This is a genomic window from Delftia sp. Lp-1 (genome assembly GCF_020523835.1).
GTDB lineage: Bacteria > Pseudomonadota > Gammaproteobacteria > Burkholderiales > Burkholderiaceae_C > Comamonas > Comamonas acidovorans.
On sequence record NZ_JAJALJ010000001.1, the window covers coordinates 3,353,990 to 3,369,482 of the forward strand.

At 69.1% G+C, this 15,493-nt stretch carries 10 protein-coding genes and 1 tRNA gene; 4 read left to right on the forward strand and 7 right to left on the reverse strand.

Going from position 1 to position 15,493, the window contains the following annotated elements; all coding sequences use genetic code 11:
* Window positions 1-17: 17 nt before the first annotated feature.
* The 4 genes from LGR64_RS15095 to LGR64_RS15110 all read right to left on the reverse strand — a co-directional run bounded on the left by LGR64_RS15095 (window position 18) and on the right by LGR64_RS15110 (window position 5,164).
* Window positions 18-2,396 (reverse strand): TonB-dependent siderophore receptor, encoded by a 2,379-nt coding sequence (locus tag LGR64_RS15095; protein WP_099734070.1) that lies wholly within the window; start codon window positions 2,394-2,396, stop codon window positions 18-20.
* 202 nt (window positions 2,397-2,598) lie between these two features.
* Window positions 2,599-3,549 (reverse strand): FecR family protein, encoded by a 951-nt coding sequence (locus LGR64_RS15100; RefSeq protein WP_230355971.1) that lies wholly within the window; start codon window positions 3,547-3,549, stop codon window positions 2,599-2,601.
* Window positions 3,539-4,087, reverse strand: coding sequence for an RNA polymerase sigma factor (locus tag LGR64_RS15105; RefSeq protein WP_013803066.1), 549 nt, complete (start codon window positions 4,085-4,087; stop codon window positions 3,539-3,541). Before LGR64_RS15105 ends, LGR64_RS15100 begins: the two co-directional genes overlap by 11 nt.
* A gap of 120 nt (window positions 4,088-4,207) precedes the next feature.
* Entirely contained in the window at window positions 4,208-5,164 is a 957-nt protein-coding gene (locus LGR64_RS15110; RefSeq protein ID WP_230355973.1) for a LysR family transcriptional regulator, read from the reverse strand.
* Window positions 5,165-5,270: 106 nt separating this feature from the next.
* Here LGR64_RS15110 and LGR64_RS15115 point away from each other — a divergent pair, with 106 nt between their 5' ends.
* Window positions 5,271-6,488, forward strand: coding sequence for an MFS transporter (locus LGR64_RS15115; protein ID WP_230355975.1), 1,218 nt, complete (start codon window positions 5,271-5,273; stop codon window positions 6,486-6,488).
* A gap of 23 nt (window positions 6,489-6,511) precedes the next feature.
* On the opposite strand, the gene LGR64_RS15120 is transcribed toward LGR64_RS15115, so the two are convergent.
* The 3 genes from LGR64_RS15120 to LGR64_RS15130 form a co-directional block, all read right to left on the reverse strand.
* Window positions 6,512-8,338: a tetratricopeptide repeat protein gene (locus LGR64_RS15120; protein ID WP_230355977.1), complete on the reverse strand. Its 1,827-nt coding sequence runs from the start codon at window positions 8,336-8,338 to the stop codon at window positions 6,512-6,514.
* Between the two features lie 64 nt (window positions 8,339-8,402).
* On the reverse strand, window positions 8,403-9,503 hold the full coding sequence (locus LGR64_RS15125) for a peptidoglycan-binding protein (RefSeq protein ID WP_141833661.1): 1,101 nt from the start codon (window positions 9,501-9,503) through the stop codon (window positions 8,403-8,405).
* Window positions 9,504-9,548: 45 nt separating this feature from the next.
* Window positions 9,549-10,604: a hypothetical protein gene (locus LGR64_RS15130; RefSeq protein ID WP_141833664.1), complete on the reverse strand. Its 1,056-nt coding sequence runs from the start codon at window positions 10,602-10,604 to the stop codon at window positions 9,549-9,551.
* A 634-nt stretch (window positions 10,605-11,238) separates the two neighbouring features.
* On the opposite strand from LGR64_RS15130, the gene LGR64_RS15135 reads away from it, so the two are divergent.
* From LGR64_RS15135 to LGR64_RS15145, 3 genes are all read left to right on the forward strand, one after another.
* Window positions 11,239-11,328, forward strand: a tRNA-Ser gene (locus tag LGR64_RS15135).
* A gap of 621 nt (window positions 11,329-11,949) precedes the next feature.
* Window positions 11,950-13,152, forward strand: coding sequence for a non-hydrolyzing UDP-N-acetylglucosamine 2-epimerase (gene wecB / locus LGR64_RS15140; RefSeq protein ID WP_230355979.1), 1,203 nt, complete (start codon window positions 11,950-11,952; stop codon window positions 13,150-13,152).
* 78 nt (window positions 13,153-13,230) lie between these two features.
* Complete coding sequence (locus tag LGR64_RS15145; RefSeq protein WP_141833670.1) at window positions 13,231-15,456, forward strand: cellulose biosynthesis cyclic di-GMP-binding regulatory protein BcsB; 2,226 nt, start codon at window positions 13,231-13,233, stop codon at window positions 15,454-15,456.
* The last annotated feature ends 37 nt before the right edge of the window (window positions 15,457-15,493 follow it).

Consider the following 15,493-nt stretch of genomic DNA (forward strand, 5'->3'; position numbering starts at 1 on the left):
GCGCTGCCGGCGCGGCCTCAGAAGCTGTGCCGCAGCGTCACCATCACATTGCGCGGCGCACCGGGCAGGTTCAGGTTGGGGCTGGTGCCGTGGGCCGAGACGATGTAGCGGCGGTCGAACAGGTTGCGCAGGTTCAGTTGCACCGTGGTGGCACGGCCGATGCGGTACTGGGCCATGGCATCCACCACCGTGTAGGCGGGCAGCGTGACGGTGTTGCCGGGGTTGGCAAAGCGGTCGCCCACGTAGTTGAGGCCGCCGCCCACGGTCCAGGCATCGCCCAGGCGCTGGGTGAGCCAGACAGACAGGGAGTTCCTGGGCGTGATGGTGGCGCGCTTGCCCTGCACGGGCTGGCCAGCGTCCACGGTGGTGGATTCGGTGACCACGGCATCCAGGTAGGCGTAGCTGAAGGTAGCCTGGGTGCCGGGGCGCAGTTCGCCGGACAGCGACAGCTCCAGGCCGCGCGTGCGCTGCGTGCCGATGGGGATCAGCTGGGTGGGCTGGGCCGGGTTGGTGGTCTTGATGTCGGTGCGTTCCAGCTGGAACAGCGATGCCGTCGCCATGGCCTTGCCGTCCATCAGGTCCCATTTGCCGCCCACTTCATAGTTGGTGGTGCTTTCCGGCTTGATGGCGGCATTGGTGGCCGACAGCGCAAACATCTCGGCCGAAGGCTGGTAGGAGCGGCTGACCGACAGGTAATAGGACTGCACGGCATCGGGCTGCCACACCAGGCCGGCGCGCGGGCTCCAGGTGGAGTCCGTGCGGCTGAAGTCGCTCTGGCCGGCCAGGCGGTTGTCGGTTTCCTGGCCGAAGCGGTCATAGCGCAGGCCCACCAGCAGCTTCCACTGCGGCGACAGCGTGACCTGGTCCTGCAGGTACAGGGCCCGCGTGAGGTAGCGGTTGAGCGTGCTGCCGCTCAGGGTGCCGCCGCCGTTGAGCGGGGCCACGGGCAGCACGGGGTTCCAGAGGTTCACGTTGGCCAGGGTGCCGCCGCTGTAGGACAGCGCATCCTTGTTCTGCTGGCCCAGCTCCAGGCCGTAGAGCACTTCATGCTGCACGCTGCCGGTGCGCAAGTTCTGGATCAGCTCGGTCTGGTTGAAGATGCCGTGCTCGTTGCGGTCCACGCCCGAGCGGGTCAGCGCCACGGTGCCGGCCGCCTCGTTGGTGGTGCCGGCCGGCAAGGTGTTCTGGCGGTCCAGCTCGTAGTGGTAGTAGCGCAGCGCGTTGCGCACGCGCAGCGTGTCCGAGAAGCGGTGGTTGAAGGTGGCGGTGAAGGAGCCCACGGTGGATTCGGAGGTGTCCGCATCACGCGCATTGGCCGAGCCGTAGTAGGTGCCGGGCGCCACATCCACGGGGCGGCCGCGATAGGCGGGAATGCCGAAGTCGGTGACGCGCTTGTCGCGCAGCAGCTCGGCCTGCAGCGTCAGCGAGGTATTGCCGTCCGGCTTCCACATGACGGAGGGGGCGATGGTCTCGCGCTTGAGGAACTGCTGGCTGCGGTAGCTGTTGGCGTCTTCGGCGGCGCCGGTGACGCGCCAGGACCAGTCGCTGCCCTCTGGCGCGCGGCCCACGTCGAACTCGGCACGCTTGTCGGCCCAGCTTCCCACGCTGACGGCCACGTCGGAGACATTGACGCCCGGCTTCTTGGTCACGCGGTTGACCAGGCCGCCCGAGGAGCCCCGGCCATAGAGCACGGCGGCCGGGCCCTTGACGACTTCCACGCGCTCGATGTTGGAGAGGTCACGAAAATACAGCGCGTCGTCGCGGAAGCCATCCACGAACTGGTCGCCGATGCTGGTGAAGCCGCGGATGCTGACCTGGTCGCGCTGGCCGTCGCCGTGCGACAGGCCGATGCCGGCCACGTTGCGCAGCGTGTCCTGCAGCGAGGTGGCGGCCTGGTCGCGCATGACCTGCTGGGGGATCACATTGATGGTCTGGGGCACGTCGCGCAGCGGCGCCTCGGTCTTGGTGCCGCTGGCGGCCGAGGGGGCGTAGTAGGCCGTGTCCTCCGCGCGCGAGGCCAACACGCGCACTTCTGCCATGACGGCGCCCGCCGCGCCGGAGCTGGCAGCCGGGCCGCCGCTGCGCTCGACGGTGAAGGTGCGCTCATCCTGCGCACGCACCTGCAGGCCGCTGCCGGCCAGCAGGCGCTGCAGGGCCTCGCGCACTTCCAGCGTGCCGCGCAGCGCGGGCGCCTGCAGGCCCTGGGCCACATCGGTGAGGAAGATGATCTGGGCGCCGCTTTGGCGCGCCAGCGCGTTCAGCGACTGGGCCAGCGGCTGGGCAGGCAGGTCCACGGCCAGGGGCTGGGCATGGGCCAGGCCGGCAATGCACAGTGCGGCGGCCAGGGCCGCGATGCGAAGGCGCGGCAGGCCGGTGACGGTAGGGGAAGGGTTCATGGCGACATCTCTCCTGAGGCGTTGGATACGGAATACGGGGTACGGCGGTGGCGGCAGGCCCCTCCAGGGCCTGTTCGGCCCCGGGCGCGATGCCGGTCTGCCTGTAAGCCGCTGCAGCGCGCAGGTTTGTACACATGGCCGCGGAAAATTTCTGGATCAGGCCAGCGGCTGCAGGGACAACTGCCGGGCGACCTACCTGCGCCTACCTGTGGCGCGTGGAGATCAGCACGCGGCCGCCGTCCTCATGCCGCACCTGCACGGGGGCAAGGCGAGGCAGCAAGTCCAGCAGCTGGTCGATGCGGTCCAGGTCGAACTGCCCCGAGATGCGCAGCTGCGCCGCATGCCGGTCGGCCAGCACGATGGGGGCGCTGCGGTAGCGCTGCATCTGCGCCACGGCCTCGGACAGCGGCGTGCCGTCCAGCACCAGGCGGCCCTCCCGCCAGGCCAGGGCGGCCAGGACAGCGGCGCCGTCGCCCGCCTCTGCCGGCACGAGCTGCGGCAGCGGCCGGCCGGCGCGCGTGCGCAGTTGCTGGCCGGTGGACAGCTCCACGGGTGCGCCGCCACCGTCCATGGAATGAACGCGCACCCTGCCCTGCAGCACGGTGATGTCGGCACCATCCTCATGGCGGTGCACGCCGAACACGGTGCCGATGTCCTGCACCACCACGCCGCCGGCCTGCACGGTGAAGGGCCGCTGCAGCCAGGGCACCCAGCCGTGCCAGAAGGCATGGGATACCTCGAAGGACGCCTCCCCCTGGTCCAGCACCAGGCGGCGCGAGCGCAGGTGCTGCGCCACTTGCACGCGCGAGCCGGTGTTCAGCCGCACTTCGCTGCCATCGGCCAGTTGCCAGCTCTGGCGCTGGCCCACGGCCGTCGCCAGGGTCTGGCGCTGCAGCGCGGGGTCGGCCCAGAGCAGCGCCGCCAGGGCCGCAGCCGTGCCTGCGCGCAGCGCCCTGCGCTGGCGCAGTTTCTGGCGCTGGGCGGCGGCCTGCTCGATTTCCTCGGGCGTGGGCAGGTGCCGACGCAGCATGTCGGCAAAGGGGGCCAGGGCGTCATCGACGGGCAGATGGGCGCTGCGCCCCGAAGACTGCGCAGAAGCACCCTGGCGCGCGCTGCGCGTGCCGCCTGTGCTGCGCGTGATCTCAGGCGGCATGGTCGGCCGTGAGCACGGGCTGCACATCGCGCAGTGCACGCGCCAGATGGCGGGCCACCATGCCGCGCGAGATGCCCATGCGCTGCGCGGCCTCTTCCTGCGGCATGCCGTAGAGCTTGGTGAGGATGAAGGCCTCGCGGCTGGCCTGGGGCAGCTGCTCTATCGCCACCAGCAGCGCGCGCTGGCGCTGGGCGGCGGCCACGGCCAGCTCGGGCGGGGACAGCGGCATGGCTGCGGCGGGGGCAAGGCGCTCTTCCAGCTCAGCGCCATCGAAGGGCGTTTCGGGCCGGCGCGCCTGGGCCCGGTGGCGGTCTATGGCCAGGTCGCGCGCCAGATGCCGCAGAAAGGCCAGCGGGTTGGCAATGCCCTGGGGAACGGGCCGCTCCATCAACCGCAGGCACAGCTCGTTGACGATTTCGCGGGGCTGGCATTCATCGCCGAAGCGGTGGCGCAGGAAACCGACCAGTTCGTCATAGTGCTGCACCAGCTGGGCCAGCAGGGGCTCGGCGGGCGGTTGTAGCGTGGAGGGGGACGGCATGGAGGAAAAGCCAATCGCGAAGAAGATCGCAAATGATTCTTATTATCCTATGCAGTTGCCATGCTTACCGTTGGCAAACCGGGCGGTGACGCGCCGCCGCAACAGCGGCGGGCGAAGGGCTCAGGGCAGCGGCGCGCGCATTCCCGTGAGTCCCGGCATGACCTCCCGCATGGCCGCGATGAAGGCACGCAGCCGCGCCGGCTGGTGGCGCGCCGGCGGATACACCAGGTGCACGGGCAGCGGCGCGGCCTGCCAGTCCGGGGCCAGGTGCACCAGGCGGCCCGCCTCCAGATCGTCGCGCACGATCCAGGCCGAGGCCAGGGCCGCACCCAGCCCGCCCAGGGCGGCGTTGCGCAGCGCATAAAGGCTGTCGGTGCTGAGCCTGGGCTCGAACTGCAGACGCCAGGATTTGCACACCCGCTCATCGCCCACGCGGTGCAGTTCCAGCTCGCGCTGGTAGAAAGTGCGCAGCGCAATCCAGGGCAGCCCCTGCAACTCGCGCGGGTGCTGGGGCACGCTGCCCAGCCCCAGCAAGGCAGGCGCGGCCACGGCAATGCGCGGCACCTCGGCCACGCGCAGCGCGATCACCGATGGATCGACCACGGCGCCCACCTGCACGGCGCAGTCGATGCCCTCGGCAATGAAGTCCGGCTGGCGGTCATGCAGCAGCCACTCGACCTTGACGGCCGGATGGCGGCCCAGGAACTGCAGCAGCGGCGCCATGAGCTGGTCCTGGCCAAAGGCGTGGGGCGCGACCACGCGCAGCAGGCCGCGCGGCGTGTCCTGGGCGCCGCGCAGGTCGGACTCCAGCGCCCGCCATGTATCGAGCAGTTCGCGCGCATGGGCCAGGCAGCGCTCTCCGTCGTCGGTCAGCGCCATGGCGTGGGTGGAGCGCCGCAGCAGGCGCAGGCCCAGCGCGCGCTCCAGCGTCTGCAGACGCCGGCTGACCGTGGGCTGGGTGGTGGACATCTGCTGCGCGGCGGCCGAGAGGCTGCCGCTTTCGACGATGCGCACAAAGGTCTGCAGCAGTTCGATGCGGTCTGCGCCCGAAGGCAGGGAGAGGTCGGCGATGGTCATACGCCAAGCGTATATCGATTCTGCGGATGCAGCCACTACCGTGGGTTGCTGCATCGCACCACACTACGGCCATCGTTTCTCAAACACGCCGTATCGGCGGATCAACATGTCTTGCATTCAATCTACGCATAACCAAGCGGCCACCAGCGAAAAGGCGTCCGGCGTGCCCCGGTCGCTGGTGCTCCTGATGGCGACCACGGCGGGCGTGGGCGTGGCCTCGCTCTACTACAGCCAGCCCATGCTGGGCGTACTCGGCCCCGACCTGGGCGCGGGCGAGCGCGCCGTGGGCTTTGTGCCCACGCTGACCCAGCTGGGCTATGCGCTGGGCATTTTGCTGCTGGCCCCGCTGGGCGACCGCATGGACCGCCGGCGCATCATCCTGGCCAAGACCGCCGCGCTGATGCTGGCCCTGCTGGCCAGCGGGCTGGCCCCGGGCCTGGCGCCGCTGCTGGCCGCCAGCCTGGCCGTGGGCCTGGCCGCCACCCTGGCGCAGGATGTGGTGCCGGCCGCCGCCACGCTGGCGCCCGAGCACCAGCGTGGCAAGGTGGTGGGCACGGTGATGACGGGGCTGCTGCTGGGCATTTTGCTGTCGCGCGTGGTCAGCGGGCTGCTGGCCGAGCATGGCGGCTGGCGCAGCGTCTACCTGCTGGCCGCAGCTGCCATGGCACTGCTGGGGGTGGCCCTGTGGCGCGGGCTGCCCAGTTTCAGGCCCACCACGCAACTGGGCTATGGCGCGCTGCTGGGCTCCATGGTGCAGCTGTGGCGCGGCCAGCCCGCGCTGCGCCGTGCGGCCCTGGCCCAGGGCCTGCTGTCGGTGGCCTTCAGTGCCTTCTGGTCCACACTGGCCGTGATGCTGCACCAGCAGTTCCACATGGGCAGCGCCGCAGCCGGCGCCCTGGGCCTGGCGGGCGCCGCCGGTGCGCTGGCCGCGCCGCTGGCAGGCCGGCTGGCCGACCGCAGCGGCCCGCAGCGCGTGACCTGCCTGGGTGCGGGCCTGGCCCTGGCGTCGTTTGCCGTGCTGGCACTGTCGCCCTGGCTGCCAGCCGGCGCACAGCTGCCGCTGCTGGTGGCCAGCGCCATCGGTTTCGACTTCGGCATCCAGGCGACGCTGGTGGCGCACCAGACCCTGGTGTATGGACTGGACCCCGCTGCACGCAGCCGGCTCAATGCGCTGCTGTTCACGGGCGTGTTCATCGGCATGGCCTCGGGCTCGGCGCTGGGCGCACTGGCCCTGGCGCAGTGGGGCTGGAGCGGCGTGGTGGCCCTGGCCTGCGCGGCATCGGCGGCGGCATTGGCCGTGCGGCTGGAGGGCCGCAACCGCTGAACTTCTGCAGGCTGCCGGCAGGCTTATGCCCCGCCCTGCAGCCGTGCCGCGCGCTGGGCCAGCCGCTGCTGCTCCGACGCGCGCAGGGCAGCGATCTGCGCCAGGATCTGCTGCTGCTTTTCCATCAGGCGCTGCGTGTGCACTCCATGCGCATCCCCCGCCAGGCCCTGGGCGATGCAGGCCAGCGCGCGTGCCGGGTCGCCGCGCTGTTGCCAGGTGTAGGCCAGGTTGAGCTGGGTGCGCGCATCGCGCGGGTCTATGCCTTCGGCCTGCAGGTAGGCGTCATGCGCGGCCGCGAACTGCTCCTGGCAGAACAGGCAGTCGCCCAGCACATTCCACAGCCAGGTACTGAGCCAGGGATTGAGGTCCAGCGCGCTGCGCGCCAGCTCGATGCCGGCGGCAAAGTCCCGCAGCTGCAGGCCCACGAATTCGGCCACCTCGCCCAGCAGCCGCCAGTCGCGCGGGCTGCGGGTGATGGCCTGGCGGTAGCTTTCCAGGGCGGCGTCCTGGCGGCCCGACTCCAGGTGCGTGCGGGCCTCCTGGGCCGGGGCCTCGAAGAACTGCTGCGCATCGGCGCTGAAGCGGTTGAGAAAGGCTGCCGCCGTGCGCTCGCATCCCTCGCCGATCAGCAGCCGCGCATGGATGGCCCTTTGCGCATCGCCCGAAGGCGCCAGCACCTGCCAGCCCTCGCGCCCGAACAATTGCGCCAGCAGCGGAAAGTTCAGGCCGATGGCGCTGGTGCGGCCAAAGCGCTGGGAGGCGCCCGCTTGGGCCGCCGCCTCGGGCGTGCAGGCGCCGTAGTCGTTGATGAGCACCAGCCCCTTGGGCGCCAGCCGCTGCTGCAGCGTCTGCAGCGCGCCAAAGGCGCCGTGGTTGACCAGCAGGCGCGGTGCCGCCTCGCTGACGGACAAGGCGGCATCCACCCAGGGCGACAGCGCTGCCTGGTCGCAGTCGAAGAAGCCCACCTCCTGCTCGAACAGGCCCACCAGGGGCAGCAGGCGCGCACGCTGGGCCGCATCCGCATGGTCCACCAGGGCACGGATCTCGCCCGGCGACAGCGCGGTGTACTGGCGCACGAGCTGGGCGTCATCGGTGAGGCGGGTGCGTATGCGCAATTCCTGCACCGGCCCGTCGCCTTGCCGCCGCACGACGGTGGCAGGCAGCACGTCCAGCACGTAGTTGCAGAACACGGCGTGCAGCGGCGGCAGGGGCACCGTGCTGCCGTCCGGCAGCTGCACGGCCTCGGGCCGCATGGCGTCGCAGCAGCCGGCCACGACCTGGCCGCCGAACTCGGCAAACAGCGCGCGCTCCTGCCATTGCGCGACCGTGCGGGTAGAGCCATCGGTGACGTAGTAGACCAGCCGCTGGTCGAAATCACGCCCTTCCTGCTGGCACAGGTGCCGGAAGGCCTGCAGGAACATGCGCGCAAACAGGCCGCAGCCGGCACCCAATTCCAGCACGGCAATAGCGCCTTGCGGCGCGGTGTCCGCGCAGTGGTGGAACAGCAGGGCCGCCGCATCCTCCGAGAGGCGGCCGCTGTTGTTGACCACGTAGGGCACTTCGTTCTCGGCAAAGGTCAGCAGGCCGGCCTGCGCCCAGTGCAGGTGACCCAGCTCCCACTCGATGCTTTCGGTGATGGGGCGGAAGTCCTGCAGCAGCTGCGAGGCAACGCGCACGCCCGAAAGAACGTCCTGCGGGGCGCGGATGGCAGGCGGCCCGCACGGCGCTGCGTCAGCGTCCATGGCGGGAAGGGACGCCGAAAGGGACGCGGACAGGGATACAGGCAGGGGCAGCGAAAGGGACAGTGGCGCGCGCAGGGCGGCCTCGCCCGTCGAAGGGTCGATTCTCAAGATGCTCTCTCCGGAAGATGCGATGGGAGTGACGCCTGCCTGCACGGCAGGCGTCCGGCCAGGCTCAGGGCACGGGCGCCCACTTGGACCAGTTCAGGTCGGCCTGCTCGAAATCGGCCTTGAGCATGCGGCGCATGGCGTCCACCTCGTTCTGGGTGATCTGCGCTTCCTTGACCTGCTTGCCGGTGGCCGCCGTGCGGGCCTTGGCAAGATCGGCCTTGGTCACGGAGGCTGTTCCAGCCCAGATGGACTTGGCGGACCCCACATTCACCCAATGCTTGCCCTGGGACTGCAGGTCGGCCTGGTAGGCGGATTTCCAGCCCATGTTGTTCTGCGACACGGCGTTGAGCAGCTTGGCCAGCGAGCGCTGGTTGCTCACCCCCTGCTGGGCGAATGCCTGCAGGTGAACGCGCTCGAACTTCAGCGGCAGCAGGCCCTGCTTGGCCGCCAGGCTGTCGCGCTCGTCCCACCAGCGCGATGCATCGGCGGACTTGACGGCCTCCAGCTGGTTGAGCCAGTCGGCATCGGTGACGATGCTGCCGTCGCCCTTGACCCACTGGAAGCGCTTGAAGCCGATGTCGGCCGCGCGGCCGAAGTTGTGGTTGCTCTCGCCCGGGCCGGCCTTGGTCTGGGTCTCGGCGGCCTGCTGGGCAAAGGTGCGCCGGCGCCCCGTGGGCGTGATCCACAGCGCGATCTTGTGCGTGTCATACATCTGCTGCACCAGGCTGGCCAGCTTGGCGCGGAAGGTGGGCTCGTACTCCGCATCGTTGGCAATGGCGGCCTTGCTGGTGGCCACGTCCTGGGCCTTGGCCTCCAGGTACACCGTCTTGGAGTTCTGCGCGGCGCGCATGCCCTGGTGCGAGGCAGGCAGCATGCCGCTGAGCTTGGCCACCGTGGCACCCCCGGCTGCCGCCAGGCCCAGCGCCTCCTTGGCACCCCCGGCCTGCGGCTGGCCCGGCGCGGCCTTGGCGGCGGCCAGCTTGTGGTCGTTCTGGAAACGCTCCAGCGCGGCGCGCGTCTGCGCGCCGTAGCTGCCGTCGTAGTCCACGCCCAGATACGGCGCGTTCTTGGCGTCCTTGACCACGCGCAGCATGGCCTGCAGCAGGGCCACGTCATGCACCTGGTTGCTGCCGCCCTCGCCTACGCTGTCATTGATGTCAGGCATGTTTCTCCCCTCTTTGTGGTTGTCGATATGGCCCGCAGCACCGGCTCAGCGGGCGGGCTCGGGTTTGCGGTCGGGTTTGCGGTCGGGTTTGCGGTCGGGTTTGTTGCCGGTTTTTTTGCCGGGATTCAGGCCGGCATCCGGCAGCAGGTGCACCAATGGCACGGTGCGCGGCTGCAGGCTGGCCGAGCAGGCACGCAGCCGCAGCGATTCGGCATGCGCCTGCGCCATGTCCGCCGCCACCTGCACCAGGGCGTGATGGGGCGCGGCGCCTGCGGGGCGTGTGCGCACGACGGAATAGGCGCCCAGGCATTCGGCCTGCTGCGCGCGCGCGGCACGCGCTGCCGCCACGCTGGCATAGCGCGCCGCCACCACGGCCTGCACGGCGGCCGGTGGTGCCGAGGCCTGCTCGGCAAACGCCTGCCGGCCCTTGTTCCAGCGCAGGCTGCGGGTCTCGATCTGGTCGGGCGCATCGTCCTGCGGTGATGCATAGCGCACCAGCAGCACCGGAATCCGGCCCGTGGGCGCCAGCACCCAGCTTTGGTAGTTGCCCTGGGGCTCGTCGTACTGCCAGGCCAGGTGCGGGCCCTGGGCGGTGGCGACATACAGCGCATGGCGGCGCTTGGGATGCTCAAAGCCCCCCATCTGCGTGACCAGCAGTGCACGCGAGCCGCCCTGCACGCCGGGCAGGCGCAAGCTGCGCACGGCAGCGGTGACGGTCTCTTCTTCCTCGCCAGTCGTCCACACGCGCTCAAGCTGCTGGAGCCCTGTTGTCGCAGACAGCGGATCACCCACGCCGTACAGCGGATCGGGCTGCGCCAATTGCGCCGGCCCCCTGGACGCAGGCCAGGACAGCGCCACTGGCTGGCCCTGCTGCACACCGGCGCGCACCAGCCTCAGCTCAAAGGGACAAGGCGCCGCCGTGCAGGCAGGCAGCGACAACTCATAGGCAGGCGCCCCCTTGGCCGTGCCGGACGGCAGGCTTTCCAGCACCTGCCGCTGCGGCCCGGCAGCGAGCGCCGCCCCAGCGCCCAGCACCGCCACAAGGCTCAAGGCCAGTGCCCGCCATGGCAGCGCCCCGCCACAGTAAAAATCGGAGCGCATTGAATGGTGAGCCATGGTGATAGCGGGTTTCTATGATTGGCCTGGGCTGTCGATACGCCGCAATACAGGAGGAATCTGCCGCAATGGGCTTGAAACAGGCATTTCAAGGCCCGGCGCCGCAGGCATTGTCTACAAGCTGGCATGCGGCGTCTGTTGCAAGATGCATCCGGCGCTTGAGAATTGCATTCAACATTTGCAATTCATCCAGGATGCATTCTGGAACCTTTTAAGCCAGATAAATTTCATTTGCACAAAAATCAACAATATCAATAACTTACATGAAATTCACCACAATTTCACAAAGCAAAGAAAATACCTTCTTGTATACATGACAGCGCCCAACATCTGCCTCCATCGAATGCAAGGGATGAGGAAAACCTGAATCAATGCGGATACGCCATGGGTTGCCCACTGCAAATAGTGCGCACCGAGGATTCCCTGGATGAACCCGCATCACAAGTTCGCTGGATTTCACGATACTGCAACCATTCACCATCCCAAATGGCTTGCGGCTGAACGACCGGGGCTGCCTTGCCGGTTGTACCTGCAAGGTGCACCGGGGCACACCCGCATCGCTGCCGGTTCCAGCTTCTTACCGTGACCACCCGAAATCACTGCTACAATCGCTGGCTTCGGAGAGGTGGATGAGCGGTTTAAGTCGCACGCCTGGAAAGCGTGTGTGGGCTAATCCCCACCGCGGGTTCGAATCCCGCCCTCTCCGCCATACACCCAGCAAAACGGGCCCCTACACGGGGCCCGTTTTCGTTTCCGGGCCGGCTTGTGGCAAGGTTCATGCCCAGGTTTGCGCCCGCCGCGCCCGCCCCTGCCCCGGCCAAGCGCACCGGCCGCACATCAGGGAAAGCGACAGCACGGACACCCCCTCCAAGCCTTGCGCAGACGCGCCCCAGGGCTTGCAATAGGCAGCAGCTGGCAGCAATAGGCAAGCGTCTGACAAGCACATCCTTGTTTCGGTGATGTACTAGCTGCAACAAAGCCCCCAGGCGCGCAGCTTTGTGCAACAGCACCCCTGGCGCGAACGTGCATCCAGCCCCATGGCGCGCATGGATTGCGGCGCTTGAGATTCGACGGAGGTTCCCCAATGGAAAGCAAGGTCATCAAGCTCCCTCAAGTCCTCTTAACTTCCGTCAATTTCTCTCAATTGACGATAGTTTTCAATCGAATCGGAGCAATCGATCGAAAATTCCAAAAACCCGCCGTATATTCCACACCGCTTTGCGGCCTGCCCGGCCCGTCTTCGGGCTGAGACGGGTCCTGCCCCTGCCGGGTACAGCGCAGCACAAGAACGCACAAGCGAAGAGCACAGGAAAACGCAAAAGGGGTTGGCATGAAGATTCTTTCGTTTTTCGGGACCCGTCCCGAGGCCATCAAGATGGCGCCACTGGTCACGGCCCTGTCGCAGACGCGGGGCATCGAGAGCGTGGTGTGCGTCACCGGCCAGCACCGGCAGATGCTGGACCAGGTGATGGATCTGTTCGGCCTGCAGGCGCAGCACGATCTCGCCGTCATGCAACCCAACCAGACGCTCAACGGCCTGTTCTCCCGCGTGGTGGCAGGTGCCGATGGCGTGCTGGAGCAGGAAAAACCGGACTACGTGCTGGTGCACGGCGACACCAGCACGGCCACGGCCTGCGCGCTGGCGGCGTTTCACCGCCGCATTCCGGTGGGCCACGTGGAAGCCGGCCTGCGCACCGGCGATCTGACCCAGCCCTTTCCCGAAGAGATGAACCGCCGCGTGGTCGATGTGGTCAGCCAGTGGATGTTTGCGCCCACGCCCACGTCGCGCGCCAACCTTCTGGGCGAGAACCTGCAGGGCCGCATCGCCGTGACGGGCAACACCGTCATCGATGCGCTGGCCACGCTGTGCGACCGGCTCGATGCCCAGCCCGAGCTGGCCCGTGCCATTGCCCAGCGCTATCCCTGGGTGGATGCGCAGCGCCCTCTGCTGCTGGTCACGGGACACCGGCGCGAGAATTTCGGCGAAGGCTTCCAGAACATCTGCGCTGCGCTGGCCGAGCTGGCGCAGCGCCATCCGGACCTGCTCATCGTCTACCCCGTGCACTTCAACCCCGCCGTGCGCGAAGTGGTCATGCGCACGCTGGGCGGCATGGACAACATCCGCCTCATCGATCCGCTGGACTATGTGGACTTCGTCTGGTTCATGCAGCGCGCCCACATCATCCTGACCGACTCCGGCGGCGTGCAGGAAGAGGCGCCCTACCTGGGCAAGCCCGTGCTGGTGATGCGCGAGGTGACCGAGCGGCCCGAGGCCGTATCGGCCGGCACCGTGCTGCTGGTGGGCACGCAGCGCGCGCGCATCGTGGCCGAGGTCAACCGGCTGCTGGCCGACGAGGGGCACCACGCCTCGTTTGCGCGCCGCATCAATCCCTATGGCGATGGCCAGGCCTCGCAGCGCATCGTGCGCGCCCTGCTGGGACAGCCCTTCGACGAGTTTGCCGCCGGACACACAGGCGGCGCGGCCGTCCCGGGCATCACGGCCGCCGTGACCAAGGGCATGGCGCCGGCCTGAACCACGCACGCACCACCCGCGCACCACGTCCACGAAGCGCATTACGAATCGAGCACCGAAGTGAGAAAAGAGGCCCCCATGCAACCGACCATCCGCCAATCGCTTTCCCGCACCGGTGCCCGCTGGGCGCTGGGTTCGCTGCTGGGCCTGGGCGCCCTGTTCGCGCAGACGGCCTCGGCCTCGGCGCTGGGTGACGCCATACGCCAGCTGGGCGCCAGCGACGGGCTGCAGCGCAGCGTCACGCTCAAGGAGCTGGGCATCGTCGATCCCGTGGTGCTGGCCGGCACGGCCACCCAGGACTTCTACCTGCCCGTGCCGCGCGGCCTGCCGCTGGGCGATGCCAGCATTGCCTTCGACAGCCGCTACCTCAAGGGCGAGCCCGGCGTCTCGACCGTGGTGATCTCGCTCAACGGCACGCCCGCCGTGTCGCAGACCGTGCCCGATGGTGACGGCATGCTGCAGCGCACGCTGCCCGTCGCCCAGCAGGCCCGCGCCAGCGATTTCGTGCGGCTGGGCGTGAACTGGCGCAGCCGCAACGGCCAGGTGCGATGCGATGACAACCATTCCCTGGCCAACTCCCTGACCATCTCGCCGCAGACACGGCTGAGCTACCGCGTGGACCCGCGCGATGTGCGCAGCATCGAAGATGTCTGGAACACCCTGCCCGTGCGCACCACCGTGCTGGTGGCAGGCAGGCAGTTGGAGCAGGCCTCGTTCGACAGTGCCTGGCGCATTGGCGCCAGCCTGCAGCGCAACAACAGGCGCATGACGGTGAACGCATTGCCCGCCGTGGGGGAGACGCTGGACCTGCGCGGCCTGGAGGTTCCCGCCGCCCTGGCCGGCGTGCCCGCCTTTGCCGCACTGCGCGGCGCCGAGCCCCAGCACAAGCTGGCCAGTGACGCCGAACTGGGCGCGCTGCTCATGCTGGGGGCCGCCCAGGTCAGCGGAGACATCGTGGTGGCCGACAAGGCACTGCAGCAGCGCCTGACCGCCGCCTTCGCGGCCCTGCAGGCCCAGTTGGCGGCCGACCCCGATGCGGGCCAGGCCCTGCAGCAATGGCGCGCCCGGCGCGCGCCGCTGGCCAACGAGGCGCTGGCCTCGCAGCAGTTGCGCGCCCTGCCCATGGGCCGCCAGATGGTGCTGGCCGTGGCCGCCGACGCGGGTGCGCGCGTGGCCGGCCTGCAAGAGGCCGCCCTGCAGCGCCTGCTGGTCAGCGACAACGTGACCGTGGCCGCGGCCCAGCCCCCGCAATGGGACGAGGCCAAGGGCATACGCCTGTCCAGCCTGGGCGGCAGTCCCGACAGCTTCGACGTGCTGTCGCGCGGCGACTGGACGATGAATTTCCCGCTGAGCGCCGTGGCCTCGCAGGGCCAGATGCCGGGCGAGATCACGCTGTACGTGGCCGCCGCCCCCGGCGCCTCGGCCACGCGCCCCGTGGCCACGCTGTTCTGGAACGGCATGCTGCTGTCGGCCCGCCAGCTGGAGGCCAACGGCCAGCCCGAACGCCTGCGCGCCCGTGTGCCCGGCTATGCGCTGGGCATCAACAACACCTTGCGGGTGTCCGTGCAGCGCCAGCCCTACTCGGCCGACTGCAACGAGATTCCCCAGCCCTACCCCGCCAGCGTGCTGCCGGCCATCAGCTACGTGACGCCCGGCAAGGCCGAGGCCAACGGCAGCTTCATCGGCCTGCTGCCGCTGCTGGGCGCCAAGTCGCAGTTCCTGGTGCCCGCCAGCTATCTGTCGGCGGCGCCTGCCGCGCTGGAGCGCATGGCCAACCTGGCGGCCGCCAGCGGCCTGTCGGCTTCGCAGGCCGAGCTGGTCGTGGCCCAGGCCGATGCAACGGCCAAGCCCTCCATGCCCTTTGTCGCCATGGAAGTGCCGGTGGACGGCGCCAAGCCCCTGGTGACGGTGACGGACCGGCAGCAGCTGCGCATCCGCGGCAAGTCGGCGGACTGGCTGGACATCAAGGGACTCAAGCAACTGTCCTCGGCCGAAGTGGTCACGGCAGGCGGCCAGCAGGGCGTGCTGTGGCATGCCATCGGCGAGTGGACGGGCGGCCTGGGCGAGCCCTTCCTGCTCAATCGCGGCAACATCGCCGTGATCGGTGGCGACGGCCCGCTGGCCTGGGTGGACAGCAGCAATCCCGAAACCGGCATTCCGTCGGGCCCGCACGAAAGCGCCTTCCACGAATGGCGCAACTTCCTGTCCTGGAGCGTTCCGGGCATCGCCATCGCGCTGTTCGTGGTGCTGCTGCTGGTGGTGCTGGCCTGGGCGGTGGCGCGCAGCAAGCAGTCCAAGCACTGAGCCCGGCCCGGGCAACGATGACGACGGCATGAGGCGA

Coding starts and splice junctions, on each gene's coding strand:
- LGR64_RS15095 (WP_099734070.1), bottom strand. CDS start 2,396: ATGAACCCTTCCCCTACCGTCACCGGCCTGCCGCGCCTTCGCATCGCG.
- LGR64_RS15100 (WP_230355971.1), bottom strand. CDS start 3,549: ATGCCGCCTGAGATCACGCGCAGCACAGGCGGCACGCGCAGCGCGCGC.
- LGR64_RS15105 (WP_013803066.1), bottom strand. CDS start 4,087: ATGCCGTCCCCCTCCACGCTACAACCGCCCGCCGAGCCCCTGCTGGCC.
- LGR64_RS15110 (WP_230355973.1), bottom strand. CDS start 5,164: ATGACCATCGCCGACCTCTCCCTGCCTTCGGGCGCAGACCGCATCGAA.
- LGR64_RS15115 (WP_230355975.1), top strand. CDS start 5,271: ATGTCTTGCATTCAATCTACGCATAACCAAGCGGCCACCAGCGAAAAG.
- LGR64_RS15125 (WP_141833661.1), bottom strand. CDS start 9,503: ATGCCTGACATCAATGACAGCGTAGGCGAGGGCGGCAGCAACCAGGTG.
- LGR64_RS15130 (WP_141833664.1), bottom strand. CDS start 10,604: ATGCGCTCCGATTTTTACTGTGGCGGGGCGCTGCCATGGCGGGCACTG.
- wecB (WP_230355979.1), top strand. CDS start 11,950: ATGAAGATTCTTTCGTTTTTCGGGACCCGTCCCGAGGCCATCAAGATG.
- LGR64_RS15145 (WP_141833670.1), top strand. CDS start 13,231: ATGCAACCGACCATCCGCCAATCGCTTTCCCGCACCGGTGCCCGCTGG.